The sequence below is a fragment of the Paraburkholderia sp. BL25I1N1 genome (assembly GCF_003002025.1).
Classification (GTDB): Bacteria; Pseudomonadota; Gammaproteobacteria; order Burkholderiales; family Burkholderiaceae; genus Paraburkholderia.
The window spans coordinates 1-25,529 of the sequence record NZ_PVZB01000035.1; the positions used below are offsets into that span (position 1 = coordinate 1).

22 protein-coding genes are annotated in these 25,529 nt (G+C 61.4%); 2 read left to right on the forward strand and 20 right to left on the reverse strand.

Translation table 11 applies throughout. The features are described from left to right. From B0G73_RS35485 to B0G73_RS35505, 5 genes are all read right to left on the reverse strand, one after another. Positions 1-174, reverse strand: a 174-nt coding sequence (locus B0G73_RS35485) for an FAD-dependent oxidoreductase (protein WP_146144270.1), incomplete at its 3' end; no start/stop codon positions are given. 79 nt (positions 175-253) lie between these two features. Beyond that, a complete protein-coding gene (locus B0G73_RS35490; RefSeq protein ID WP_106285729.1) occupies positions 254-2,044 on the reverse strand; it encodes an acyl-CoA dehydrogenase in 1,791 nt (596 codons plus the stop codon). A gap of 394 nt (positions 2,045-2,438) precedes the next feature. After that, entirely contained in the window at positions 2,439-3,509 is a 1,071-nt protein-coding gene (locus tag B0G73_RS35495; protein ID WP_258194122.1) for an AraC family transcriptional regulator, read from the reverse strand. A gap of 257 nt (positions 3,510-3,766) precedes the next feature. Further along, entirely contained in the window at positions 3,767-4,366 is a 600-nt protein-coding gene (locus tag B0G73_RS35500; protein WP_106285730.1) for a lytic transglycosylase domain-containing protein, read from the reverse strand. Between the two features lie 192 nt (positions 4,367-4,558). Beyond that, entirely contained in the window at positions 4,559-4,750 is a 192-nt protein-coding gene (locus B0G73_RS35505) for a hypothetical protein (RefSeq protein WP_106285731.1), read from the reverse strand. A gap of 632 nt (positions 4,751-5,382) precedes the next feature. On the opposite strand from B0G73_RS35505, the gene B0G73_RS35515 reads away from it, so the two are divergent. Beyond that, complete coding sequence (locus B0G73_RS35515) at positions 5,383-6,813, forward strand: TetR/AcrR family transcriptional regulator (protein WP_106285792.1); 1,431 nt, start codon at positions 5,383-5,385, stop codon at positions 6,811-6,813. Positions 6,814-7,043: 230 nt separating this feature from the next. Here B0G73_RS35515 and pntB read toward each other — a convergent pair whose 3' ends face one another. The 14 genes from pntB to B0G73_RS35585 all read right to left on the reverse strand — a co-directional run bounded on the left by pntB (position 7,044) and on the right by B0G73_RS35585 (position 22,845). Then, complete coding sequence (pntB, locus tag B0G73_RS35520; RefSeq protein WP_106285732.1) at positions 7,044-8,459, reverse strand: Re/Si-specific NAD(P)(+) transhydrogenase subunit beta; 1,416 nt, start codon at positions 8,457-8,459, stop codon at positions 7,044-7,046. Positions 8,460-8,472: 13 nt separating this feature from the next. Next, entirely contained in the window at positions 8,473-10,080 is a 1,608-nt protein-coding gene (locus B0G73_RS35525) for a Re/Si-specific NAD(P)(+) transhydrogenase subunit alpha (protein WP_106285733.1), read from the reverse strand. Between the two features lie 89 nt (positions 10,081-10,169). Then, positions 10,170-10,466, reverse strand: a complete 297-nt coding sequence (locus B0G73_RS35530; protein ID WP_106285734.1) for an EthD family reductase — start codon at positions 10,464-10,466, stop codon at positions 10,170-10,172. 182 nt (positions 10,467-10,648) lie between these two features. Then, positions 10,649-11,326 (reverse strand): hypothetical protein, encoded by a 678-nt coding sequence (locus tag B0G73_RS35535; RefSeq protein ID WP_106285735.1) that lies wholly within the window; start codon positions 11,324-11,326, stop codon positions 10,649-10,651. Positions 11,327-11,359: 33 nt separating this feature from the next. Beyond that, positions 11,360-12,016 carry a c-type cytochrome gene (locus B0G73_RS35540; protein WP_106285736.1) on the reverse strand — a complete coding sequence of 219 codons (657 nt, stop codon included), beginning with the start codon at positions 12,014-12,016 and terminating at the stop codon, positions 11,360-11,362. Between the two features lie 10 nt (positions 12,017-12,026). Continuing rightward, the gene (locus B0G73_RS35545; RefSeq protein WP_106285737.1) at positions 12,027-13,511 is read right to left on the reverse strand and encodes an FAD-dependent oxidoreductase; all 1,485 of its coding nucleotides are present in this window, start codon (positions 13,509-13,511) and stop codon (positions 12,027-12,029) included. Between the two features lie 63 nt (positions 13,512-13,574). Next, the gene (locus tag B0G73_RS35550) at positions 13,575-14,507 is read right to left on the reverse strand and encodes an electron transfer flavoprotein subunit alpha/FixB family protein (protein ID WP_106285738.1); all 933 of its coding nucleotides are present in this window, start codon (positions 14,505-14,507) and stop codon (positions 13,575-13,577) included. A 16-nt stretch (positions 14,508-14,523) separates the two neighbouring features. Next, positions 14,524-15,273, reverse strand: a complete 750-nt coding sequence (locus B0G73_RS35555; protein WP_106285739.1) for an electron transfer flavoprotein subunit beta/FixA family protein — start codon at positions 15,271-15,273, stop codon at positions 14,524-14,526. A 30-nt stretch (positions 15,274-15,303) separates the two neighbouring features. Next, on the reverse strand, positions 15,304-15,735 hold the full coding sequence (locus B0G73_RS35560) for a DUF4148 domain-containing protein (RefSeq protein WP_146144269.1): 432 nt from the start codon (positions 15,733-15,735) through the stop codon (positions 15,304-15,306). A gap of 164 nt (positions 15,736-15,899) precedes the next feature. Continuing rightward, entirely contained in the window at positions 15,900-17,189 is a 1,290-nt protein-coding gene (locus B0G73_RS35565; RefSeq protein WP_106285740.1) for an acyl-CoA dehydrogenase family protein, read from the reverse strand. 43 nt (positions 17,190-17,232) lie between these two features. Beyond that, complete coding sequence (locus B0G73_RS35570; RefSeq protein WP_106285741.1) at positions 17,233-18,723, reverse strand: FAD-binding oxidoreductase; 1,491 nt, start codon at positions 18,721-18,723, stop codon at positions 17,233-17,235. A gap of 11 nt (positions 18,724-18,734) precedes the next feature. Beyond that, complete coding sequence (locus B0G73_RS35575; RefSeq protein ID WP_106285742.1) at positions 18,735-19,976, reverse strand: thiolase family protein; 1,242 nt, start codon at positions 19,974-19,976, stop codon at positions 18,735-18,737. A gap of 16 nt (positions 19,977-19,992) precedes the next feature. After that, positions 19,993-21,546 carry a class I adenylate-forming enzyme family protein gene (locus B0G73_RS35580; RefSeq protein ID WP_106285743.1) on the reverse strand — a complete coding sequence of 518 codons (1,554 nt, stop codon included), beginning with the start codon at positions 21,544-21,546 and terminating at the stop codon, positions 19,993-19,995. 165 nt (positions 21,547-21,711) lie between these two features. Next, complete coding sequence (locus tag B0G73_RS35585; protein ID WP_106285744.1) at positions 21,712-22,845, reverse strand: trans-acting enoyl reductase family protein; 1,134 nt, start codon at positions 22,843-22,845, stop codon at positions 21,712-21,714. A gap of 501 nt (positions 22,846-23,346) precedes the next feature. On the opposite strand from B0G73_RS35585, the gene B0G73_RS35590 reads away from it, so the two are divergent. Beyond that, the gene (locus B0G73_RS35590) at positions 23,347-24,768 is read left to right on the forward strand and encodes a TetR/AcrR family transcriptional regulator (protein WP_106285745.1); all 1,422 of its coding nucleotides are present in this window, start codon (positions 23,347-23,349) and stop codon (positions 24,766-24,768) included. An 84-nt stretch (positions 24,769-24,852) separates the two neighbouring features. On the opposite strand, the gene B0G73_RS35595 is transcribed toward B0G73_RS35590, so the two are convergent. Next, complete coding sequence (locus B0G73_RS35595; RefSeq protein WP_374957048.1) at positions 24,853-25,515, reverse strand: c-type cytochrome; 663 nt, start codon at positions 25,513-25,515, stop codon at positions 24,853-24,855. Positions 25,516-25,529 lie beyond the last annotated feature (14 nt).

Below are 25,529 nucleotides of genomic sequence, written 5' to 3' on the forward strand. Positions count from 1 at the left end.
GATCGCGCGCGGATCCATCACCGCGCCCGACAGGATATGCGCCCCGATCTCCGAGCCTTTTTCCAGTACGCACACGCCAAGCTCGACGCCTTTTTGCGCTGCCAGCTGCTTGAGCCGGATCGCCGCCGACAGGCCGGCCGGGCCGCCGCCGACGATCACGACGTCGTATTCCATCGATTCGCGCGGGCCGTATTGCGCGGCCAAGTCCTGTGTGGTCAAAATCCTGTCTCCTCCTGCGCCTCGACCGTGACGGTTAGAACTGGTCTTCCGACAACGCGAGCACGCTGTTGTTACCCTTCGCGCTGACGATCGACGCTTCGAGCCCGCCTGCCTGCACGAGGACGTGTTCCGCATAGCATTGTGCGATCGCGATCTTCGCATCGAAGAATGCCGTGTCGCTCGCGCGGTTCGCGTGCGCTGCCAGCAGTGCGCGCCCCATCTGCCATCCGCACAGCACGATCCCCGCCAGCTTCAGGTACGGCACGCTGCCCGCGAACACCGCGTTCGGGTCCTGCTTCGCGTTCGCGAGCACGTAGTCGATCACCGTCGACAACGAGTGCGCGCCCTTCTCCAGCTGCGCCTTCATCGACGCGGCCGCCGCGCAGTCGACCTTGCCGAGCGCCGCGACCGTGTCGCCGATCTCGGCGATCAGCGCCTTCGCGACCGTGCCGCCGTCGCGCAGCGTCTTGCGGCCGACCAGATCATTGGCCTGAATCGCCGTCGTGCCTTCGTAGATCGCCAGGATCCGCGCGTCGCGGTAATACTGCGCCGCCCCGGTTTCCTCGATGAAGCCCATCCCGCCGTGCACCTGCACGCCGAGGCTTGCCACGTCGTTCACCATCTCGGTGCTCCAGCCCTTTACGACCGGCACCAGATATTCGTAGATTGCCTGATGACGTGCCCGCGTCGCCTCGTCCGAATGGTGGTGGGCAATGTCGCTGTGCGCGGCCGCGACATACGCGAGCGAGCGAGCGCCTTCGGTTAGCGCGCGCATCGTGCCGAGCATCCGGCGCACGTCCGGGTGATGGATGATGGTGACTGACTGCCTGGCCGCTCCGTCGACCGGACGGCTCTGCACGCGCTCCTTCGCGAAGGCGGCGGCCTTCTGGTATGCACGGTCGGCGACGCCGATCCCCTGCATCCCGACGCCGAAGCGCGCGGCGTTCATCATGATGAACATGTATTCGAGGCCGCGATTCTCTTCGCCGATCAGGTAGCCAATCGCGCCGCCATGGTCGCCGTATTGCAGCACCGCGGTCGGGCTCGCCTTGATCCCGAGCTTGTGCTCGATCGACACGCAGTGCACGTCGTTGCGTGCGCCGAGCGAGCCATCTTCGTTGACCAGAAACTTCGGCACGATGAACAGCGAAATGCCCTTCACGCCATCCGGCGCGTTCGGTGTGCGCGCAAGCACCAGGTGGACGATGTTGTCCGCCATGTCGTGTTCGCCCCACGTGATGAAGATTTTCGTGCCGAACACCTTGTACGTGCCGTCGCCCTGCGGCTCGGCGCGCGTGCGCACCAGCGCGAGATCTGAGCCGGCCTGCGGCTCGGTCAGGTTCATCGTGCCCGTCCATTCGCCCGAGATTAGCTTCGGCACGTAGCGCTGCTTCTGTTCGTCACTGCCGGCCGTCAGCAGCGCCTCGATCGCGCCGTCGGTGAGGAGCGGACACAGCGCGAACGACAGGTTCGATGCGTTCAGCATTTCGATGCACGGCGCCGCGATCAGCTTCGGCAACCCCTGACCGTCGTACTCCGCCGGATGCTGCAACCCCTGCCAGCCGCCCTCCACGAACTTATGGAACGCTTCCTTGAAACCCGGCGTAGCGGTCACGACGCCGTCCTTCCAGCTGCTCGGATTGCGGTCGCCTTCGACGTTCAGCGGCGCCAGCACCTCGCCGCAAAATTTCGCCGACTCATCGAGCACGGCATGCGCGGTGTCGTAACCGGCATCCTCGAAGCCAGGAAGCTGCGCAACGGTGTCGATGCCCGCGAGCTCCCTGAGCACGAACAGCATGTCCTTGATGGGGGCGGTATAGCTCATGGTCGATGTTCCAATCAGGCGGTGAGTGAGGTGCGTCTCAAGGCCCGATACGACAAAACCGGCCAGATCCAGGAGACGTAGTGACGCATCCTACCGCCGCCGTGACGATTTCCCATTGTCATATCCGGCCCTCATGGTGACAAAACCGGCCACGCGATGCACGGGCGATGCTGAAGGCAGCCGGCCGCGTCGGGTTTCCCCGAATCCGGTCCCTGCGAAAAGACATGCGCATCGTCGCGCCGATCGGCGGGGCGGAAGCGGTGGTGAGAATTCGCGGAGGGGCCGGCAACGGGAGCCGGCTGTGGGTCGCATAGGGGAGCCGGCCATTGGAGCGGGCGCAGTGAGTCGGCCAGGTGATTCAGCGTCGGGAAAACGGCTGTGCCCGCTCCGTGCGCTATGCATGCCGCCGGTAAGTCCCCGGCGTACTTCCTGTCCATTGTCGGAACGCGCGATGGAACGCGCTTGGATCGTCAAAGCCAACGTCGGCGCCGATCGCCGCGATCGTGTCGGGCGTGTCGGTGAGCCGCTGGATTGCGATATCTCGCCGCAGTTCATCCTTGAGCACCTGGAACGTCGTGCCTTCGGCGGCCAGGTGGCGGCTCAAGGTGCGTACGGAGCAATGCAGATGCTCGGCCACCAGATCGATCACTGGCAGGTCGGGCAGCGCCGCCGACAGGTATTGCCGCACGCGATGGCACACGAGCTGTTCGCTGAATGATTCAAAGATCCAGTCGCCTGGCGCGCGCGCGAGGAACTTTTGCAGGTTGCGCTTGCTCTGCCGGATTGGCGCCTCAAGGTAGTCCACGCTGAAGCGCAGAAGCGTGCGCTCGCAGTCGAACTTCACGGACCCGGAGAAGAAGTACAGGTGATCGACCGCATGGCGCGGTCGCGGGCACGCAAGCTCGATCTGCAGCAGCGGGATCTTCTGCCCGATCAGCCATGAACACACGCCGTGAACGAGCTTGAGCATCAGCTCCTGGCCGAGCGGGCTGATTGGGCCCACGGCCGCCTCCGGCCGCAGCATTACCTGCACAATGAGACCGTCGTTCCTCGATTCGACGAAGAAGTCATCGAGCAGGATATGGAAGAACTGGCCGAAACGATGGAGCGCCGTTCTAAGGTTACGCGCATCGAGCAGGCTCAGGCACAGGTACTTCAGCGTGCCGCCGCGCAGCGGGCGCGAGAAGATGCCGGGCATCTCGTCGTCGAGGTCAATCGCGAGCGTGCGGTACAGCGTCGAGAATTGCTCTTCCGTCACGCGCGAATGCGGCTCGCCGAGCAACTCGATTGCAATGCCGGCTTCATACAGATAGCCTTCGATCACATCGCGCCCCACGCCCGCGCTCGCCAGGAAACCGTTGACGAGCGAGATCGGCACCGTGGCGCCCGGCGACGGCAGTGCGCGCCCGCGCTGGGCGGAACGGGAATGTAAGCCGGTCATCGCGTGCCCGTAGACTAAACCGATCGGATTGTACTTGAGCGGCCCGGAACGCCCTCGACTTGCAAGCTTCCGGCCCGACCTCCAGAAAGCGTTGGTGCAATAGGAGTGATCAGTGGAGGTCGGACGGGTTGCGCGAACGCACTTCATCTGTCCTTTGACGATCATTTGCATAACTTCGATGCCTCCCGGCAAGATCAGGACGCATCGAATAGACTTGAATCCCAGCATGGCCCGGATGCGCCGCTCGACCGTCCGATGATCCTGCTCGAACGGGACCGCGACTACAAACCGAGTTCCGCTTTCATCATGCTCAAGTGATCGGCTACACGTCGCGCGTAGCCCTTGGCGCCTCCACTGTACCGATATAACGCGTCGTCGAGGTTTCCACCTGACGCTCTTATGTAGTCTTGCAAAATTGCGCACCCGATACGGATGTTTGTGCGCGCGTCTGTCAAATCAGACGTGCGAAGGACACGGTCTGCGTGTTGAGACGGAAGCACCTGCATGAGTCCCATGGCGCCAACCACACTTACCGCGAAACGGTCGAAACTGGATTCGACGGCAATCACTGCAAGCAATAACAGCGGTGAGATTGTGGAACGCTTCGCTGCATTCAGCACCGCGTGACCGATTTGCAACGCATCGTGCAATCCGATGTGAAAGCGGGTACTCACAACAGTTGCGATTTCCTCCGCAGTAGGCATTCCCCCTTGCGGCACGTCGACAGCTTGAGTCGATGTTGGCCAAACTGGAAAATCAGCGCCATAGCACAGTCCCGTTAGCGACCCGAACATCACAACTGCCGCAAAGACATTACCGTGGAGTCGATAAGCAATTGTCCGTGGCTTATCGATACGCTCTTGTTTCGCGTTCGTTACCATGACTAATCTCCTTAAATTCACGTAGTCACGAACGGTTCAGGCGGAGTCTTCCCTGGAACGGTCTGACGAAGTTAGATCACAACGACAAAGGTGAAAAAATAGAGTAGAAACAGGATATTCCGTCCTGACCACTCACTCGAAAAAAAGCAGAGGCGTACTGTCCAGCAACAACAACAGCATTAACACCGTGGATCAAATTAAAGATTCCGGCACCCGATTAATGCGGGCACCGCACGTTTCGCTCGCGACCGACTCGCGGACGCTGTTGGCAAAGCGCTGAAGAGCTTGCAAGGATCCGTACACGCTCTTGTACTCTTCGCGGCCGATCCGCCCATCCAGCACGACCAGCATGCCCGAATCGCTTGCAATCTTTTCGATGTCCATCGCAATTCCCCTTCAATCCCGACGAATACGCCGGCCTTCTTCATTCGGCCTTCAGCCAGGCTCGCATCGCCGGCCGCTCCGAAGAAGGAGGAAATACACACCACGATCCGTCGTCGTGCTGGAAAAAGATGAGCGCCAGGGAGCCTGACGCCAGAAGAGATTCTGCGCGGACACATCGCGTGGGTCTGGGTGCCGCATAACGGAACCGGGTCAAGCGGACCGGCGAGGCCGGTGTCGGGGCCAACCATTTGTCGATCAGACTCCGCAAAGAAACTACATTGCTGCTCATCTCGCACTCCTTCATCCTCAGCCCCGTAACCATCCTCTCATCAAGCCAATCTTTCCATTTGATCGACCTAGATTTATTTTATTCATGACCTAATAATAGCTGTGCACTGGCCTAAAATCAAGCTTGGTAAACGCAGGGGAAACACCGACTGGTGTGAACAATTCTCCAGTTACCTGCTGTTTCCCGGCCTCTTTCAAATCCGCCCCTAATTATTCAGACAGGGCGATTGTCACAAATGCGAGCAGGTGTCCGAAACTTGATTCACCGATATCACATCGACGATGCTTTTACATACCATCGAGCCGACCTATAATCTAAAGTAGTTCTATTGAGGAGAGCCGACGTGCAAGAGAGATCGCCGGAGCGAGGAACCTTGGGGGAAGCAAGGCCCGACGGCGGGCCCGTTGCAGGGCGAAACCGGGAACTGCGCATCACGCAGATCATCGTTGCCGCTCGGCAGACATTTCAGGAAGATGGGTACGCTGGATTCGCGACGCGTCGCGTAGCGCGTCGGGTCGGAATCGCACAAGGAAACCTCCAATACTACTTCCGCACGAAAGATGAATTGCTGCGTACGGCGCTGCGGGCGTATATGCGCCAGACGCTCAACGACTACGCGGAAATCGCAACCCGGCCCGGCGCCAGCGCCGAGCGGCGTTGCTCTGCGCTCGTAGAGCGCATATTTCGCGATATCAACGAAACCGATCTACCGAAGTTCCTGTTTGAAGTTTGGGCTTTCGCTCAGCATGAACCCTATGCTGCGGAACTCGTCGACGATATGTACGCGGAATATCGGGGCATGTTTGTGAAGCTGCTCTCGGAAATCCACCCGGCTTTAACAAACGAAGAGTGCTTCGTGCGTGCATCCGTTCTTATCGCGCAGACCTCCGGAATGATGATTCTCTCCCATCAAAGCGGGGGCTCGGATAAGGACCATACAGAATTTATTCGCGTAACAAAGCGAGCTATAAAATTGATTGTCAGCTTGTCAGGGCAGGTGCTCGAATACGGTGGCCCCCTTCACAGCTCGCGCAAACCCCACGCACAGGGTAGCAGCAAGATTCACGTCGGCGTCTTTGGGTCCGAAGGGCATATCCAGCACGGATTGCTTGAGTTGAGCACGCGCCAAACAGGAAAGGACGTCCTCGACTACCGGCCAACGCTCCAAGGGAAGCGTCGAGAGATAAAGACCAACGAGATAATCTCTTCTGCCGCTAACCTCCTGGCGTCGGAAGGATATGCGAACTTCACACAGGCGCGAGTTGCGAGGGAACTCGGTATCCTGCCGGCCGCGCTCCAGCACTATTTTCCCACGCACGATGACCTGCTTCACTCAACCATTGGCGCACTGCTGAAGGCCTATTTGGATCGATATGTAGAAATGGGTAGGCCAAGCGGCAAACCTGCGCTCGAGCGCCTGCGTGAAATCGTCGAGGACGTTTTCGAGGAAGCCTGCGATCCGAGGGTATGTCGATTCGCGGTCGAAATGTTCGCGCTAGCTCAGCACTCAGATGTCACCCGTGAGCTCGTAAGACGAATCTACGCTGCTTATCGGGCGATTTACGCCGACCTGGTGCGCGAGATAGATTCGTCTGCTACAGCGCGTGAATGCCTCGCTCGCGCGACACTCATCGCGGCACAGATGGAGGGCGTAGCGACCCTGATGTTCGGTCTGCCGAAGCAATGGGGGGACATTGACCGCGTTTTCGACCTGATGATGGCCATGGCGATTCGCATAGCGCACGGAAGAATTGACGCCAAGGATGCAGCGTAGGTCCCGCGCTTGAATTCGTTGATGATCAGCAGACTTGCGGCGCAGACATCGGCCTGGCGCAATCGTCCCGTCAAACCTGCTTTAGACGGTTTCTCGCTCGGTAGAAAGGCGTCGTCAGGAATTGCTCCCTGTGCGCCATCAGGGCGTGCGCGTTCCGAGAAAACGTCACGAATCGTGCCGCAAGTCGGGGCGCAGTTCCGCCCCGATCTCGCGGCAAGTAAAATGGACGATCAGACCGCCAGCGCGCCAAAGATTTCATTGAGCATCGACTTCGCATCCCCGAACAACATGCGGTTGTTGTCCTTGTAGAACAGCGGATTGTCGACGCCCGCATAGCCGGAGGCCATGCTGCGCTTCATCACGATCGACGTCTTCGCCTTCCACACTTCCAGCACCGGCATCCCCGCGATCGGGCTCGTCGGATCGTCCTGCGCGGCCGGGTTCACGATGTCGTTCGCGCCGATCACCATTGACACGTCGGCCTCCGGGAAGTCGCCGTTGATCTCGTCCATTTCCAGCACGATGTCGTACGGTACTCTCGCTTCGGCCAGCAGCACGTTCATGTGGCCCGGCATGCGGCCCGCGACCGGGTGAATGGCGAAACGCACGTCGACACCCTTTTCACGCAGCAGCTTCGTGAGTTCGAATACCGTGTGCTGGGCCTGCGCCACGGCCATCCCGTAGCCCGGCACGATGATCACGCGCTTCGCCTCGCGCAGCAGCTCGGCCGTCTCCGCCGCGCTCACCGCCACCGCTTCGCCGGCCGGCTGTGCCGCGCCGCTGCCGACTGCCGCCGGTGCGCCCGCGCCGCTGCCGAAACCGCCCGCGATCACGCTGATGAAGTTGCGGTTCATCGCGCGGCACATGATGTACGACAGGATCGCGCCGGACGAGCCGACCAGCGCGCCGATCACGATCAGCAGGTCGTTGCCGAGCATGAAGCCGGTCGCCGCCGCCGCCCACCCGGAGTAGCTGTTGAGCATCGACACCACGACCGGCATGTCCGCGCCGCCGATCGCCATCACCATGTGCACGCCGAACAGCAGCGAGATCACCGTCATCACGACGAGCGGCAGCATGCCGTCCTGGATGCTTTCCGCATGCAGGAACGCGCGGCCGTAGTAGATCACGATCAGCAGCGCGGCCAGGTTCATCCAGTGGCGGGCGGGCAGCAGCAGCGGCTTGCCGCCGATCTTACCCGACAGCTTGCCGAACGCGATGATCGAGCCCGCGAAGGTCACGGCACCGATCAGGATACCGACGTAAATCTCGACCTCATGGATCGCCTTCTCGGCGCCGGTGAACTGCACCGACGTGTCGATATAGCTCGCGAAGCCCACCAGGCAGGCCGCGAGACCGACCAGGCTGTGCATCAGCGCGACCAGTTCCGGCATCTGCGTCATCTGCACTTTCTTCGCGGCATATAGGCCGATCGCGCCGCCGACGACGAGCGCGGCGCTCACGTACGGAATGCCCGCGGCCGACACGCGCGGACCGGCGACGGTCGCCAGCACGGCGATCAGCATGCCGATCATGCCGAGCAGGTTGCCGCGGCGCGCGGTCTCGGGATTGGCGAGGCCGCCGAGGCTGAGGATGAACAGGATCGCGGCGCCGATATAGGAGACGGTAGTCAGGTTTGAAGTCATCTTTTTCGTCCCCTTATTTGCGGAACATCGCCAGCATGCGTCGTGTCACCGCGAAGCCGCCGAACATGTTGACGGCCGTGAGCGTGAGTGCGCCCACCGCGAGGCCGAGGATCAGCCCGGACGGACGGACGCCGGCGTTGGCCAACTCGCCCAGCGGCGGCGCGACCTGCACGAGCGCGCCGATCGCGATGATCGACGAGATCGCGTTGGTCACGCTCATCAGCGGCGTGTGCAGCGACGGCGTGACGTTCCAGATCACCATGTAGCCGACGAAGCACGCGAGCACGAACACCGTGAAATGCGACAGGAAGCTGGCCGGTGCGAACTGGCCGACGCACAGGAACGCCAGCGCGCCGATCGCGAATACGATCGCGAGCGACTTGGCCGACATCGGCTCGCCGCTGTGACCGTGGCCTTTCGATTTCGCCGGTGCGGCGGCTGCGGCTGCGGGTGCCGCTGCCGCGGGCTTGGGCGCGACGACCGCCTGCTTGATCGGCGGCGGCGGCCACGTGACGTTGCCTTCCTTGATGACGGTGAGGCCGCGGATCGCATCATCGTCGAAGTCGACGTTGATCGTGCCGTCCTTGCCCTTGCACAGCTCCTCGACCACACGCAGCAGGTTGGTCCCATACAGCGTGGAAGATTGCCGCGACAGGCGCGATGCGAGATCGGTATAGCCGACGATCGTCACGCCGTGGCGCACGACGGCTTCGCCGGGCACCGTGAGTTCGCAGTTGCCGCCCTGTTCGGCGGCCATGTCCACGATCACGCTGCCGGGCTTCATCGACTCCACCATCTCGGCGGTGATGAGCTTCGGCGCCGGCTTGCCGGGGATCAGCGCGGTGGTGATGATGATGTCGGCATCCTTCGCCTGCTGCGCGTACATCGCGCGCTGCGCCTGCTGGAAGCCTTCGCTCATCACCTTCGCGTAACCGCCGCCGCCCGAGCCTTCTTCTTCGTAGTCGACCTTGACGAACTCGCCGCCGAGCGACCTGACCTGGTCGGCCACTTCCGCCCGCGTGTCGTTCGCGCGCACGATCGCGCCGAGGCTGGCCGCCGTACCGATCGCGGCCAGACCGGCCACACCGGCGCCGGCGATGAACACCTTGGCCGGCGGGACCTTGCCGGCCGCGGTAACCTGCCCGTTCAGGAAGCGGCCGAACGCATGCGCGGCCTCGATCACTGCACGGTAGCCGCTGATGCCGGCCATTGACGTGAGCGCGTCCATCTTCTGTGCGCGCGACAGCGTGCGCGGCAGCGAATCGATCGCGAGCACGGTGGCACGCTTCGCGGCCAGCTGCTGCATCAGTTCGGGATTCTGCGCGGGCCACACGAAGCCGATCAGCGTGCCGCCTTCGCGCATCAGCGCGACTTCTTCCGTGCTCGGCGGGCGGACCTTGAAAACGATATCGCTGCCCGACCACAGCTCGGCCGCCGTAGCGGCGATGCTCGCACCGGCCGCACGATACGCGTCGTCGTCAAAATTCGCGCCGGCACCGGCGCCGCTTTGGACGGCGACCGAAAAGCCCAGCTTGATCAGCTTCTCGACCACTTCGGGCACGGTCGCAACGCGCCGTTCGCCGGCGGCAGCTTCTAGAGGAATTCCAATCAATAGTGTCATCGGACAATTCTATTTTTCACATGGCGTCGTTCATCGCAGGGATTGCAGGCCCGACAGTAGTGACGAAGTCGGGCCAGCCGAGCGATCTGTCAATCGTCCGCGCAGAAAATCGTCGGAGTGATAGTGGTGAAGTTTTTCACGTCACCCATTACCTCGGCGGTTTTGGCGGAAGAAAGGACCCTATTGATCGCGGCCTGATCGTTGAAACGCAGTATCGCAACGCATGCGAAGGGTTGTGCTTTCGTTGATGGAAACAGGACTTCGGCCGATTGCAGACCGAACTCGCTCCACGCCGAGCCGACAAGGGGAGCATGCTTCGAAAGGTAATACTCACGGTCAAAGGTCGCACCTTCCGTGCTTGGGTAGTTCACGATCAGGGTAGTCATATTCAATCCTGTGTTGAGATACGTTTGAGAGTTGCCTTAGGTGGTCGCTCTAACACCTTGCAAGCGTGCCGGCTGCTTTCGTGCGCGGCCCAGCAACTGCCCACCGAACAACAACATCCACAGAGGCAGAACCAGCACGATGACCACCTCGCTGGCGTTCGAGAGCGCGTTGAGAAGACAAGTCAGCTGCGGTACGGTGTGGGCGATTTCAGCACGGCCCCGCCGCTTTTCGTTCCCTCGATAGCACAATAGCCGTGATAGATCGCCGCCATGAGGTAGGCCCACGAGCACAAAGCAAGGGTGTAGAAATTGAAAAACACGTTCGTTTCGTCGCCCGGGATCTTGTAAAAATCATAAATGACCGCAATGCCGAGTGAAGTCACCAGGCCTAACGCCAAGGCCAGCGCACGGAGCGTCTCACCTATTTCCAGGAGCCTTTTAATGAAGTACGCGAGATAGATCGACAGCAGGATCCACATCGTCAGATAGAAGTAGGGCAAAACCGGAGCGATGAAGTCCGATCCCACGAGGACGAATGTGAGTGCAGCCGGGACGACAAATGCCGCGACGTCCTGGCGAACTGTCGGCTTGTACCCGTGCGTAATCGCCATCAGACCCGCAACGGCGATGATAGGCATGCCGAATCCACGGGAGAACGCGTCAAAGAAATGCGCTACCTCATAGGAAACGGCGTTCCCGGTGGCAAAGTATCCGATAGCGTTCGTCGCGGAGATACCCACAATCCACATCTCCAGCCCGAGAAGAAAGTTGCGTCTTTTGACGAACTTCCAGCCGTGGAAAAATGAACTCCACGCCAGCAACGCACTAGAGAGAACGAGAACGACAGATCTGAGGTCCATGACTAACTCCAAACTCCGGTTGTATCTGACAGGTTAATTTTTCTTCGGGTCAAGGCTTGCCAGATAGATGGCAATGGCCTTGCGGTCTTCTGGCGAAAAACCAGTCGCTAGATTTTTCATGACGCCTGTGGGTTCACTGCGGATGCCGGAAGCGAACTCGTCGAACTGCGCAAGCAGATAGTCGTATCCCTGACCGGCCAACCGCGGAAACTGGTCGTGGCCCATCAGTTGGGCACCATGACATGCGACACAGTTGCCCGCGGCCACCAGGCGCTGTCCCTTCTCGCGCAGCCGTGCATCCGGTTGGAAGTAGTGATTCGCGACCGGAGTCACACTTGCGAAATACGCAGCCAGCGATTTGATCTGCGGATCGCTCATCGTCTTAGCGAGAGGTCCCATGTTCGGATTGCGCCGCGCCTCACTCGCGAAATTGTGGAGCTGTGTTTCCAGGTAAGGCGCGGGCTGCCCCGCCAGGCTCGGATATCCCTGATGGAGCGAGTTTCCTTTGACTCCGTGGCAGACGGTGCAGGTGTCCACCACGTGCGGCCACGGCCCGCCATCGGCAACGTAAGCGGCCGCCGACGTCGTGACATAGCTCTGAAGTCGATAAAGGCCCAGCAGATCGGAACCAAAAATGGCGAGCAGCAGGACGGCAACCAGAGGAATGCCAACTAATAGAATTTTTTTCATTGATACCGTCCTACGCTCGACGCAGGGAATTCAGCGCCTGAAGTGCGTCATGATGGCCGGAACGCACTGCGCCATCCATGTAACCGGCCCAGATATCTGCCGTCTCCGTTCCCGACCAGATCAGCTTGCCGCACGACGGGCGCAGCGCCTCGCCGTGCGCGCTCCAGAAGCCCGGCGGAATTGCGGAAACGCAGGTAATCGTCCAGGGATCGGCCTTGCTCCAGTCCTGATCGTGATAGGCGATGGGAGAAAGCGCTTCGTCGCCCCATGCCTGCGAGTAGAACTGCTTATGCATGGCCATTGCAGCGTCCCGCTCGGACGGGACCATCGCATTCCCGACGAACGCGTTGATGACCCCGATCTCCCCACCGGGCGGGGAGTTGTCGAAGGCCCAAAGAATGGGGCCATTGACCTGGAAGATGCTGCCGTTCATGCCCTTGTCGCGCCAGAACGGGCGGCGGTAAACCATGGCCGTCTTCCGCGCGGGGGAATGCGCGGGCCAGGCGCCCTGCAGGGCCGCACGCTTTTCGGGCAAGGGCGGATCGAACTGCATCTGATGACACAAGGCCGGATGGATGGCCATGATGACGGTACGCGCCCGTACTTCTCCATGGTCCGTATGCAGGGTGACGACGTCGCTGTCCCATCCGGAAATCTGGCGAACCGGTGAAGACAAGCGGACCTTGTCGCCGAGTTGCTGGGCCATCTTGATACTGAGGATTTGCGAGCCGCCGACGAAGCGGGTTTCCTGGGCGCTGTGCTTGATGGCGTCGAGTTGAGAATAATCGCAATCCGCCGAATTGATCATCGAAAGGAAATGCAGCAACCCCATCTTTGCCGGCGCCGCGCCACCCGAGAGAATGATGCTGGCATTCCAGCTCACCTGGTCTTCCGGCTTGATATCCTGCTTCGCCAGCCAATCCCCGACCGAAAGCCTGTCCAGTTCGCCGACCTTCGAAGACTTCCACGGCGCGCCACCGGGGACGTCGCGCGAGAGCTTGCTGAGCTTGGCCGCGACCGCCTCGTCGGTACCGAAGGTGCCCTTCAGATCGACTGTCACGCGCCCTTCACCGCCCAGAACGACTGTCTTCCCGTCGTAATAGGTTGGAAAAGTTCCGACGCCCAGTTCGCGCGCGAGATCGGCGACGGCAGTCTGGCCCGGACCGATCCATTGTCCGCCGACTTCCGAAACGTACCCACCGGGAATGTTGTAGTTGAGCGTTCGCCCTCCCACGCGGTCCCGGGCTTCGAGCACCAGAAAGGACTCGCAGCCCGCCTTACGCAGGTCTCGCGCGGCAGTCAGGCCGGCCAGTCCAGCACCGATAATGGCGACATCGAGAATGCCGTCAGTGCTTCGCGCGCCCGTAGTGACGGCGGCATACGACTGTTGGGCGCTCACGGCGAGCGTGCCCGCGGCAGCCGAGGCCCCGGCATATTTGAGCCATTGCCTGCGCTGCAGGTTTGCCGTACTGGTTGGAAAAGATTTTTTTGCCATACAGCCTCTATCTACATGATGACGGTGCCCGCCCTGTGCGGGTCACCGCTTCGGCTTGCCCGCTCAAATTGACGACGTCAGCTCCGGCACGAGCGTGAACAGATCGCCGACGAGGCCATAGTCGGCCACGCTGAAGATCGGCGCTTCGGGATCCTTGTTGATCGCGACGATCACCTTCGAATCCTTCATGCCGGCCAGATGCTGGATCGCACCCGAGATGCCGACCGCGATGTACAGCTGCGGTGCGACGATCTTGCCGGTCTGGCCGACCTGGTAGTCGTTCGGCACGTAGCCGGCGTCGACTGCCGCGCGCGACGCGCCGAGTGCGGCCGACAGCTTGTCCGCCAGCGGCTCCAGCACCTTCGTGTAGTTCTCGCCGCTGCCCAGACCGCGGCCGCCCGACACGATGATGTTGGCCGACGTCAATTCCGGACGGTCCAGCTTCGTCACTTCACGGCCCACGAACTGCGACTTGCCTACATCTGCCGCAGCTTCGATCTTGTCGACCGACGCGCTGCCGCCTTCCGCTGCAACCGGATCGAAACTCGTTGCACGCACCGTGATGACCTTGATCGGATCACTCGACTGCACCGTCGCGATCGCGTTGCCGGCGTAGATCGGGCGCTCGAACGTGTCGGCCGAATCGACCGCCGTGATGTCCGAGACCTGCGCGACGTCCAGCTTCGCGGCGATACGCGGCGCGATGTTCTTGCCATACGCGGTGGCCGGCGCGAGGATGTGCGAATAATCCTTCGCGATGTTCAGCGCGGTCACCTCGACGTTTTCCGCCAGGCCCGCGGCCAGTTGCGGCGCATCGGCCAGCAGCACCTTCGACACGCCTGCGATCTTCGCTGCCGCGTCGGCCGCCGCTTGCGCGTTGTGGCCCGCGACCAGCACGTGGATGTCACCGCCAATCTTCGCTGCCGCCGCCACCGTGTTCAGCGTCGCGGCCTTGATCGACGCGTTGTCGTGTTCTGCAATCACCAGAATCGTCATTTCTTTCCGCTCCCTCTTACAGCACCTTGGCTTCGGTCTTCAGCTTCTCGACCAGCGTCTTCACGTCCGGCACCTTCACGCCGGCAGCGCGCTTCGGCGGCTCGACCACCTTCAGCGTCTTCAGACGTGGCGCGACATCGACGCTGAGGTCTTCCGGCTTCACCGTTTCCAGCGGCTTCTTCTTCGCCTTCATGATGTTCGGTAGCGTCACGTAGCGCGGCTCGTTCAGGCGCAGGTCGGTCGTGACCACGGCCGGCAGCGTCAGGGACAGCGTTTCCGCGCCGCCGTCCACTTCACGCGCAACCGTGGCCTTGCCATCGGCGATCGTCACCTTCGATGCGAACGTCGCTTGCGGGAGACCCGCCAGCGCGGCCAGCATCTGGCCCGTCTGGTTCGAATCATCGTCGATCGCCTGCTTGCCGAGGATCACCAGCTGCGGCTGTTCCTTGTCGACCAGCGCTTTCAGAATTTTCGCGACGGCCAGCGGCTCGACGCTGTCGTTCGACTCGACGAGGATCGCGCGATCCGCGCCGATCGCCAGCGCCCCCCGCAATGTCTCTTGGCATATGCTCGCGCCACACGATACGACAATCACCTCAGTCGCAACGCCGGACTCCCTCAGCCGCACCGCCTCCTCGACCGCGATTTCGTCGAATGGATTGATGCTCATCTTCACGTTCGCCAAATCGACTCCCGATCCGTCAGCCTTGACGCGAACTTTCACATTCGCATCAACGACACGCTTCACCGCTACCAGCACTTTCATTTCGTCTCCTGATTCAATCCTCGATGTCGCCTACTGGCTCGCGCCAGGAAGCACTCCATCGTCTTTCCAAGCTTGCTCGAGCCGCAGATACCGCGCGCGATTCCGTGAAATCGTGTCCGCGTTCGGCGGGTAGTCGAAGCCGCGCGATGGAAGCATCCCCGCCTCTCCTGCCTGCAGGATTTCCGCCTGCACTTGGGCCCGGGTTTTTCCCGAAACCGGACTGGCGCTTGCCGCCTGAGCCATGTTCACGTTTGCTTTCGCCGTCGCAGCGTCCGATTCGGCCGGATTCTCACTCGACAAAGCCAGCGAATGCGGAATCGATCGGTCAGGACGAGATACTCCGCCTCCACGGGCGTGGGCAACAACAGCCACGGAAATCAACAGGACCGCCATCGAACTTTGCTTCGACATACTAATCATATTCACCATGACCTCCTTAATGGAAACGTCACGTTGTGCCATGCTCCATAACCGGGCTCGCCGGGCAAGGCGCTCCACGATTCAAATACAGCGTCGTATTGCACCGGCCTCTCAAACAAATGCGGTCCGAAACGCTCGGCCGCTGCCCGTCGCGGAATCTGGAGATGCGCCGCCCGCTCCAACCCGGGAGCGACGGCGCGTCCCGCTTATTCCTTCGTCCAGCCGTTCTGATAGAGCCGGCTTGCGAGCACGCCAAGGCGCATTGTGAGGTGGTAGTTTTCGCCGTCTTCGATCAACGCGGACCGGACGTCGCGGAAGAGCTTCTCGATCGGATACTCGCGCGTGGTCCCGTTGCCGCCGAAGAGCTGGAATGCCTCGTGCGTGATCTTCATGGCTTCCTCTGTCACGCTGACCTTGGCCTGCGCAGTCGCGTAGGGATGGGTTTGCGGCGACATCCGCGCGAACGCGAGACTGCGACGGGCAATGGCACGTGCCATCTCCAGCCGGCGCAGCATGTCGCCCAGGCGCAGTTGCGTCATTTGGTGCTCGATGAGGAAGCCGCCGCCCTGCTTGCGTTCGTGGCAATAGGCCAGCGCCATTTCAAACGCGGCGCGAGCCACGCCGGTAAAGACCTGGCACATATGCGTTCCACCGAATGACCACGTCGAGGTCAGATTGCCGAGGTATTCCTCCTTCATCGCAATGGCGAAACGCTTCGGAACCCTGACGTTGTCGAAGAATATCTCGCCCTGCGGCAGCGCGCGCTGGCCGATCTTGTCCAGCGGCTTGCCTCGCGAGATGCCTGGCAGATCGAGCGGAATGATCATGCCAATACCGTTCGTCTGGGCAGCGTTCTCACCGGTGCCGTAGAAACCATCCCCATAGTCCGCTGCCATGTAGGCGAGCGCGACCTGTGCCACCGATCCGTTCGACACCCACGACGAGTACTGCCCGTTGATGATGATCTCGTCTGCACCGACCTTGGCGTAGACGTTCCCGACCGGCTGCTTGCCATGCGCGCTGATCTCTTCGCGGTAGAGAATCGCCCCGTCAGAACCGCGATCGGGCTGCGTATTCGCCCAGCAGCCGATCTTGCCGGTACACATGTCGATCAGTTCCTGATTGCCGACCGATTGAGCCATCATCAACGGCATGCCCGCAACACCGAGCGAAACCGCCAGACCGGAATCGCCCCAGCCGAGCTCTTCGCCGATAATCGACTCGATCCGAACACCCATCTCTGGCGGGAATTGCGCAATCAATTGCGGGTCGAGCCCGAGCTTTGCGCTCTCGATCATGGCCGTCCAGTATGGCGACCCGGGGGCAATCACATCTTCCGGCTTCATGCGGTCGAGCTCCCGGCCAATCGGACGAAGCACGTCGCGCGCAAAGCGGTGGACGCTGCTCTGGATCGCACTTTCCTCTTCACTCAGCGGCGTCTCGAAACCGGTCAGCCCGGCCGCTGGCAACTCCACGTTTTTCTTCAGGCGAATCATGTTGCGCTCCTCCTTTCCTTTTGCAGTTAAAAAGCGCTTGCCTTTATGCCTTGGCGCCTCTCACCTTACTGTTTACCCAGTCGTCCATAATCGCCGCGCCAGCCAGCGCCCCTTTCATGGCACACCATCGAAATGGTTCGGGAAGCGTCGAGGGCGACTCGTGGCGCACCGCCGCGAGCAGCGGCGGCTCGGTACCGAGAATCCGTTGGGCAATCATGTGGCCGACCATGGATTGGGCCGCCACGCCATGCCCCGAACACCCGGCGGAGTAGTAAATGTTCTGGTTCGCTCCGGTCGTGCCAACCACCGGAAGCGCATCGTTGGCGAAGCTGATATAGCCGCTCCAACACGCCCGCATCGCAACGTCTTTCAAGGTCGGGAAACGGTCGCGCATGGCGATCCTCAGCTCACGGTACTGATCGTAGTCAGGTACATTCGGCGTCTTCGATCCGTACGGATAGTTGAGTCGCTTGGTGGTCACCAGCAGCGTGTTTTGCGCTGTCACCCGATGGCTTTCCATGACCCAATGTGCAGTCATGATGCCTTCGCGTCGCGCCCAGCCCAACGATTTCAGTTGTGCCGCGGAAAGCGGTTCGGTCTCCATGGCTGATACCCGCAAGGGCACCACTTTGTCCGCAAGCAGGCCGAGCTGCGGGGTATAAGCGTTCGTGGCGAGCATCAGCACTGGAGCACTTGCGCTACCGTGCGGCGTTTTCACCTGAATCAGGGGCCCTTCCGTATAGGACAGCAGCGGCGTGTTCTCGTAGAGCTTCACACCCGCCCGAAGTGCTGCGCGCCGCAAACCCATCACGTACTTGCCCGGGTGGAGCGTGCCGCCGCGCGGTGTGTACTCACCAAACAGGAACGCCGGGGGAATGCCCCGTGCCCGCATCTGAGCCTCGTCCAGAAACGCTGACTGGACACCAAACTCCGCGCTCGCCTGTACGCCCTCGCGTACTTTTTTTTCTTGTGACGAATCAATGCCCGCGCGAATCAACCCGGACGGGTTGTAGTCGCAGTCGATGCCGTCCTCCTTGAGCTTGCCCTCAACGAAGGGGACGGCGTCTTCGTAGTAGCGGACAATCTCCTGCGCGCGTTGTTTGCCGACATCCTTGAGGAACAGATCGTATTCAAGCGCAATAGCACCGCCCAGGTACCCGGCATTGCGCCCGCTTGCGCCAAAGCCTGCAAACTCACGCTCGAGGACAATCACTTTCGCACCCTGCCTGGCAAGTTCCAGTGCAGCGGAAAGGCCTGCGAAGCCAGCACCCACGACGATCACATCCGCGCTGACATCGCCCTCAAGCGCGGATTGCATGTCATCGGGCTTCTCGACCCATCCGCCCAGCGCCCGATATTTTTCAAGGTCGGCCACTTCTTTGGCGTCGTCCCGCGGCGCCGTGAGCGCACTCTGCATGGCTGCGGCGGCCGGCACGACAACGGCAGTCGCTACTGCACCTTTTACGAAAGTACGCCTCGTCAGTCCGGATTGACCGGCCTGCCCGGCCTGCCTGGTATCGAGCCCCTTGGTCATCTCAAACTCCGTCAATCTTTACTCAAAATATGAACGGCAAGCGCTGCTTCTTCGATTCCCTGGAAGCCTCCCCCGTTTTCCTGAATCGCATGCCGCGCGCCGAGCACCTGGCGTGCACCGGCCTCCCCACGCAATTGCGTGACCAGTTCATAGAGTTGACCGATGCCGGTCGCGCCGATCGGATGGCCCTTCGATTCGAGACCACCGGACGTATTGATGGGCATACGTCCGCCGATCGTGAAATCGCCTCGTTCGGCAGCGGGGCCCCCTTGACCGAGCGCGACCAACCCGAGGTTTTCGGCCTGGATGATTTCGCCCATGGCCGAGGCATCGTGGACCTCGGCTACGTCCATGTCCTCGGGGCCCAGTCCGGCCTGCTCGTATGCCTGTAGCGCCGCCAAGCGACCGATGTGTTTTTCCGGCTCTTCGATGCGCCGATGCGTGAAGCTGCGGATCACACTTGCCGCGATCCGGATGCAACGCTTGCGATCGGCACCGATGCGGCGCAGGCCCTCTTCCGTGCAGAGGATGGCCGCGGCAGCCCCGTCCGTCACCGGCGCGCACATCGGCAGTGTGATCGGATAGGTGATCGGCGGCGCCGCGAGTACCTCGTCGATCGTGAACGGCTTGCGGAATTGCGAAAGCGGGTTGTGCACCGAGTGTCCGTGGTTCTTTGCCGAGACCGCAGCGATCTGACGCTGCGTCGTGCCGTAGGTCTTCATGTGATAGCGGCACATCGCCGCGTAGACCGACATGAAGCGGCTGTAGGGCCGGTCGGATTCCGAGCCGGGTGGCGGCTCAACGCCCTCGCCCATCCTCATCAGGTGAGCAAAGTTTTCCTCGACACGCGACACGTCCCACCCGCCCTCGAACAGCGCGAAGGATTTCGCCTTGTCCGGCACGTTCATCTTTTCCGCGCCGATGGCCAATGCCACATCGCATACGCCCGCTTTCAGGCTTTGCGCAGCCAGGTGCACGGCGGTACTGCCGGACGCACACGCGTTCTCGACGTTGAAAACCGGAATGCCTTCGAGACCGATCTTGCTGAACACAACCTGTCCTGGAATCGACAGTTGACCTTGCAACGGCCCATTGGTAATGCCGCCATAGTAGGCCGCACCGATCGCATCGGCGTTGCAGCCTGCGTCCTGCAGCGCACCGCGCAGCGCGTCGCCAGCGAGGTCGTCGATTGTGCGTTCGAGGTGACGGCCAAACACCGTCATGGCGATGCCGGCAATGTAGATGTTGCTCATTCGTCTATCGCTCATCTCAGATTTTGCGTTGCTGACCTTGCCAGTACTGCTCGCGCAAGTCTTTCTTCAACACCTTGCCGATCGTGCTGCGCGGCAGTGCGCCGACAAAGTCCACGCTCTTCGGCGCCTTGACCGAACCGAGCTTCTCCTTGCACAAGGCAACGAGTTCCTCGGCGCTTACTGTCTGGCCCACGTTGAGCTCCACGACCGCCTTCACCGCCTCGCCCCACTTGTCGTCAGGCACACCGATCACTGCGCAATCCTGCACCGCCGGATGCGCCCAGATCACCTGCTCGATCTCGCTCGGGTACACGTTGAAGCCGCCGCTGATGATCATGTCCTTCTTGCGGTCGGTGATATGCAGGTAGCCTTCGGCGTCGAGGTGGCCAATGTCGCCAGTGTGCAGCCAGCCGCCGACGATGGTCTCGGCGGTCTTGTCCGGTGCCTTGTAATAGCCCTTCATGATGAGGTCACCGCGCACGCAGATTTCGCCGGTCTCGCCTTGCGGCAGCGCCTCGCCCTGGTCGTTCATGATCTCGACGCGGATCAGCGGGTTCGGTCGGCCCACCGACGAGAGCCGTTCATCAGACGCGATCTTGCCGTCGACGAAATGCTCGGCGGGCGCCATGTTGGAGATCGATGCCGCGGCCTCGGTCTGCCCGTAGCCGCCGGCCATCACCGGGCCGAATACTTCGATCGCGCGCTTGAGCTTCTCCACCGACATCGGTGCGGCGCCGTACAGGAAATACTTGAGCGACGAGAAGTCCTGCTGCTCGATGCCGGGGATGTCGAGCAGGCGATAGATAACCGTGGGAGGCAAAAAGAACTCGGTGACGCGATGCCTGGCAATGGCGGCGAGCAGCAGCGCGGGATCCGGCTTCGGGAGCACGATCACCGTGCCTCCGCGTGCGGTACACGGCAGCGACATCATCCCCGCGGTATGCGTCATGGGCGCAGCGGCAAGATTCACCGGGCGCTGCGTTCCATATGGGAACGCGATCATGAATTGCGCGAAGTACGTCTGGAACGCGCGGTGCGTGTTCATGACGCCCTTCGGGGCACCCGTGGTACCGCCCGTTGCCGACAACGTGACGATATCGTCCATGTCGTACTCGACGCGCGGCATGGTGGTCAGGTGACCGTCGCTCCAGGTGGCGAGCGACGGTGCCCACGGAAGTTCAGCGTCTACGCACACCCACAGCTTGACCTTCGGCAGGCTGGACCGCAGTTCTTCCAGAATCGGTGCACATGCCTGGGTGAAGAACAGCGCTTCACAGTCGAAAGCGTCCAGCACGTATTGGTTCTCGGCCGCCGCGTTGCGCCCGTTGACGGGGATGTACACCATGCCGGCGCGCCACATGCCGAGCGCGCAGCCCCACCCCATTACGTCGTTGTCCGCCCACACCGCTGCCTTGGCTTCCTTTTCGAACCCGGCAGCCAGCAGCCCGTTGGCGATGCGACACGAAAGCTCGCCGATTTCTTGGAACGAAAAGCTGCGTTCGCCCTGGATATAAGCGATGCCGTGGGGGTTGATGCGCCACCCGCGGTCGAAAAAATCAATGATTGCCATTTTCGTATTCCTCTGGCGCCATACCGGGTCGATGACGGAACGACTCCTGCCTGCCGCATACGGGTCGAAATTGATGTTCAGTGCCGCCCCGAGACAGCATCCGGGGCGTGCTTCGTGTGTCCTGCTACGGCCTGACGCTCAAGTCAGAGCCGCATGACGACCTGATTACAGCTGCGAGATCGTGGCGCGCGCCAAGCCGCGCTGCTCAAGGAAGCCGAGCAGGTAGCGATGCCCGAACGCCTGCGAGCCGGACGCGAACCCGACCTTGGCGGTATCGCCGTCGATCAGCTTGATCGCGCCGGCGGCCTGGATAGCACCCGTGGAGATATACGGCGTGATCCCGTGCACGGTCGCGCGTACCGCAGCGAGCTGACCCCGGCCAATTGCAAAGTCAACGGTACGGTGAGACGACGTGCGCTCGCGCGGCGGCATGATCGGCGTAGTCGAATCGACGAGCTTAGCCAGCACCGCGTCCTGCTGCTCGCGCGGCAGGTGCGCGTACTCGGCATCCCACTTTTGGCCGAGCTCATGGACCATTCGCATCGCGTTGTTGTCGTAGAAGCCAACGCTCGAGATGCAACTGCGCACGCGCGAATCGTGCTGGAAGTACACCGGCAGCGAAGTGCCTCCCCACGGCAGAGCGAATACCGGTTGCAGAAAATCGGGGGAGGCGACGGAGAACGAAGCGTGCTTCTCGTGCGGCACCAGCTCCTTTTCCCACAGATAGCAGGATTCCTGGCGATAGCTTTCGAAGATGGTGGCGGCGGAGCCCACGCTCACGCCGGCACCAGCGCCACGCAGTCCGCGCGCCAGGGTCGCTGTCTCCAGCGCATCGACACCCGGCGTCTCGAGCGCCAGCTCGGCCGCAATCTCAGCGAACGTGTACATGTACGCGTTCGACGGCGACGCCAGCAAACCGGCCTGACGGAACTGTTCGCCAAACTGATCGCGCACCTGGCGGATGAAGTGCTGCTCGCCGGTGGTATCGAGGTAATGACACCCTGCCTTGAGTGCCGCCTCCACCGCAACCAGCCCAAAATTGAAGAACGGACCAACGGTGTTGCACACAACCTTTGCGCCGCTGAATGCCTTCGCGAGCGAATCCACGTTGTGTTCCACCTCGAGGATTTCGTATTTGGCCGACTCGAGGCGCACGACACGCTGCGCCATCATCTCCTTCGCCCGGCCTGCGTTGCGCGCGACCGCGGTGAACGGGATGTTCTGATCGATCAGCCAGTCCATGATCAACATGCCGGTGTAACCGCTTGCGCCATAGACGACGACGGGGTGCTTTGCCATGGTTGTCTCCTGATATCTCTGTTGTTGAACATCGGGTTAATCAAATCGATGCGGGAAGCTGCTTGCGCGTCAGTCGGTCGAAGCCGGTGCGGCATGTCTGCTCGATCTCGAGATCGAGCGATGCGTCCCATTCTGCCTTCGCCACCACATGTCGACGTTTTGATGGCCTACAAACTGCATTTAATTGGCCCAATATTAACGTTGATACGGCCTACAAGCAAGGTGATCGCAATAGGGAAAACACCGACCAAACCCGGCACAAACGATGTCGCATCGCGGCAATTTCGCATGGTGCGGGAGACGGGTGGCGCGGCTGCCGAAGCGTCCAGTACGTGGTTGGTGTGGGCGGAGGGGCGTGCAGGAAGTCCGGCTGTGTTCGACGGCTGTACTCAGGTAGCCACTATGGACACGCCTAGGCATGGAAAATCGGCGCGGCGTTCCCCCCTTCCATCGTATCGGCCTATAATTTGGACTGTCTTTTAACGTGATGGGAGAGCCAAAGTGCAAAATGGCGCGGTCAAGCAAAACAACCCTGACCATTCCGAAGAAACCAGGCAGCCGTCAACGCGACGAAATCGGGAACTGCGTATCCGGGAGATCCTTGGTACTGCGCGCCAGGTATTTCAGGAGGATGGCTATGCTGGATTCGCGACACGCCGCGTGGCGGATCGCATGGGCATCACACACGGAAATCTCCAGTACTACTTTCGAACGAAAGATGAATTGCTGAGCACGGCGCTGCGGGCATACATGAGCCAGGTCATGGCGGACTACACCGCGATCGCGAGTCGTCCGGGCACCGGTGCAGCGCAACGTTGCTCTGCGCTGATCAACCATATTTTCCAGACCATCAACGAGACCGATCTGCCGAAGTTCATGGTGGAACTCATGGCGTTCGCCTCACGTGAAGCCTATGCCACTGAACTGCTGCACGAGGTTCAGGTGCGGTTTCGAGGGATCCTTGCGAAGTTATTGTCAGAACTCCATCCGACGCTGACCGGCGAAGAGTGCCTGGTGCGTGCGGCTGTGATCGTCGCGCAGATCGACGGCATGACTATATTCGCCTCCCACGGCGATTACCTCGGAAAGGACTATATCGAGTTCGTTCGTGTGACGAAGCGCACCATCAAAATGGTGGTGAGCGCGCCTACAGAGATGCTGGAAAGCGAAGCGCTCGTTCGTGCCGCGCACGGCAGTGGCGAGACCCAGGGCAGCATCTTTGGGGAAGGTGGGCGGTTCCCTCCAGAGTTGCTGGACCTGCGGGCGCAGCACTCGGCTCAGGACGCCTTCCACTACCGACCGACGGCGCAGGGAAAGCGTAGAGAAACCAAGATCAACGAGATCATCTCTACCGCCGGCAACCTGCTAGCGGCAGAAGGCTATGCGAGCTTCTCGTTGGCGCGGGTGGCGAGAGAGCTTGGCATCCTGCCGTCCGCGCTCCAAAACTATTTCCCGACCCACGATGACCTGCTCCGCTCAACCATTGGCGCGCTGACGCAGGCTTATCTGGACCACTACGCGGATGTCGGCAAGCCGAGTGGCAAACCGGCTCTAGAACGTCTGTGCGATATCGCCGCGTCCGTCGCTGCGGAAGCTGCAGATCCTGCGGTGTTTCGACTCTGGGCAGAGATGTTTGCACTAGCCCAGCATTCGGACATCACGCGTGAAATCGTGGGAGGCGTCTATGCCGCCTACCGGGTAAGCTACGCTGATCTCATCCGTGAGATTGATTCGTCGGCGACCGCGCGCGAATGCCTCGCCCGCGCGACACTTATCGCAGCACTGATGGATGGTGCATCGCTTCTGAGGTTTGGCTCGCAAGCGCAAGGTGTGAACATGAACCGCGTAGTGGATCTGATGATAGCGATCACGCCTCGCATCGCACGCGGACACCTTGCCACAAGCGACACGGCATCCGATTGATTGGCAGAACGCCCCATCCAGGTGGCATGCCTGCGGCGCCCTCGCAGGGCACCAGGCGTGAACATCTCAGGCCCTCCCGGCAAATCAGCGAGCAGCGATGCCCTCCCGGACCGGCGACACTCCGGCCAGGTAGTGGGCAACTGCGGAAATGTCTTCGCTCGACAGTGTTGCAGCGATGCCGTTCATGGCGGCGGTCGGGTCCTTGCGTGCGCCCGCCTTGAACTCCGCTAGCTGCTTCGCGAGATAGTCTCGCCCCTGTCCTGCCAAACGTGCCGCCGAGTCCTTGCCCATCAGGTTCGCGCCGTGGCACGCCTGGCAACTTCGGGCTTGGACCAACGCCAGCCCGCGCTTTTCGAGCTTTGCATCGGCCGCGACATCTTCGTTTCGGGCTGGCGTCTGCTGCGCGAAATAGGTTGCGAATGCGTCGATCTGCGCATCGGTGAGGCCCTTCGCGAGCGGCCCCATGTACGGGTTGGGCCGCTGGTCATTGGCAAACGCGTGCAATTGGGCTGCGATATAGACCTTGGGCTGGCCCGACAGCGCCGGGTACCAGGCGTTGAGCGACTGGCCCCGTGGGCCGTGACAGACGAAGCAAGTCTCCTGCGGCTGCGGCCACGGGCCGGCGTTGGCCTTGCTGGCCTCGCCGATCTGGGACATGGCCTTTTCATAGCGCATGCCATCCGTCAAATCGCGTCCGTAGAGCACGCCCGCGCCGACCGCTGCCGCAACTGCCACGATGGCGACCATGAATAAGGTCCGCT

What these genes read in the sequence shown, in the direction of transcription:
- B0G73_RS35490 (WP_106285729.1), bottom strand. Translation starts at nt 2,044, where the DNA reads ATGAGCTATACCGCCCCCATCAAGGACATGCTGTTCGTGCTCAGGGAG.
- B0G73_RS35500 (WP_106285730.1), bottom strand. Translation starts at nt 4,366, where the DNA reads ATGGTAACGAACGCGAAACAAGAGCGTATCGATAAGCCACGGACAATT.
- B0G73_RS35505 (WP_106285731.1), bottom strand. Translation starts at nt 4,750, where the DNA reads ATGGACATCGAAAAGATTGCAAGCGATTCGGGCATGCTGGTCGTGCTG.
- pntB (WP_106285732.1), bottom strand. Translation starts at nt 8,459, where the DNA reads ATGACTTCAAACCTGACTACCGTCTCCTATATCGGCGCCGCGATCCTG.
- B0G73_RS35525 (WP_106285733.1), bottom strand. Translation starts at nt 10,080, where the DNA reads ATGACACTATTGATTGGAATTCCTCTAGAAGCTGCCGCCGGCGAACGG.
- B0G73_RS35530 (WP_106285734.1), bottom strand. Translation starts at nt 10,466, where the DNA reads ATGACTACCCTGATCGTGAACTACCCAAGCACGGAAGGTGCGACCTTT.
- B0G73_RS35535 (WP_106285735.1), bottom strand. Translation starts at nt 11,326, where the DNA reads ATGGACCTCAGATCTGTCGTTCTCGTTCTCTCTAGTGCGTTGCTGGCG.
- B0G73_RS35540 (WP_106285736.1), bottom strand. Translation starts at nt 12,016, where the DNA reads ATGAAAAAAATTCTATTAGTTGGCATTCCTCTGGTTGCCGTCCTGCTG.
- B0G73_RS35545 (WP_106285737.1), bottom strand. Translation starts at nt 13,511, where the DNA reads ATGGCAAAAAAATCTTTTCCAACCAGTACGGCAAACCTGCAGCGCAGG.
- B0G73_RS35550 (WP_106285738.1), bottom strand. Translation starts at nt 14,507, where the DNA reads ATGACGATTCTGGTGATTGCAGAACACGACAACGCGTCGATCAAGGCC.
- B0G73_RS35555 (WP_106285739.1), bottom strand. Translation starts at nt 15,273, where the DNA reads ATGAAAGTGCTGGTAGCGGTGAAGCGTGTCGTTGATGCGAATGTGAAA.
- B0G73_RS35560 (WP_146144269.1), bottom strand. Translation starts at nt 15,735, where the DNA reads ATGGCACAACGTGACGTTTCCATTAAGGAGGTCATGGTGAATATGATT.
- B0G73_RS35565 (WP_106285740.1), bottom strand. Translation starts at nt 17,189, where the DNA reads ATGATTCGCCTGAAGAAAAACGTGGAGTTGCCAGCGGCCGGGCTGACC.
- B0G73_RS35570 (WP_106285741.1), bottom strand. Translation starts at nt 18,723, where the DNA reads ATGACCAAGGGGCTCGATACCAGGCAGGCCGGGCAGGCCGGTCAATCC.
- B0G73_RS35575 (WP_106285742.1), bottom strand. Translation starts at nt 19,976, where the DNA reads ATGAGCAACATCTACATTGCCGGCATCGCCATGACGGTGTTTGGCCGT.
- B0G73_RS35580 (WP_106285743.1), bottom strand. Translation starts at nt 21,546, where the DNA reads ATGGCAATCATTGATTTTTTCGACCGCGGGTGGCGCATCAACCCCCAC.
- B0G73_RS35585 (WP_106285744.1), bottom strand. Translation starts at nt 22,845, where the DNA reads ATGGCAAAGCACCCCGTCGTCGTCTATGGCGCAAGCGGTTACACCGGC.
- B0G73_RS35595 (WP_374957048.1), bottom strand. Translation starts at nt 25,515, where the DNA reads ATGGTCGCCATCGTGGCAGTTGCGGCAGCGGTCGGCGCGGGCGTGCTC.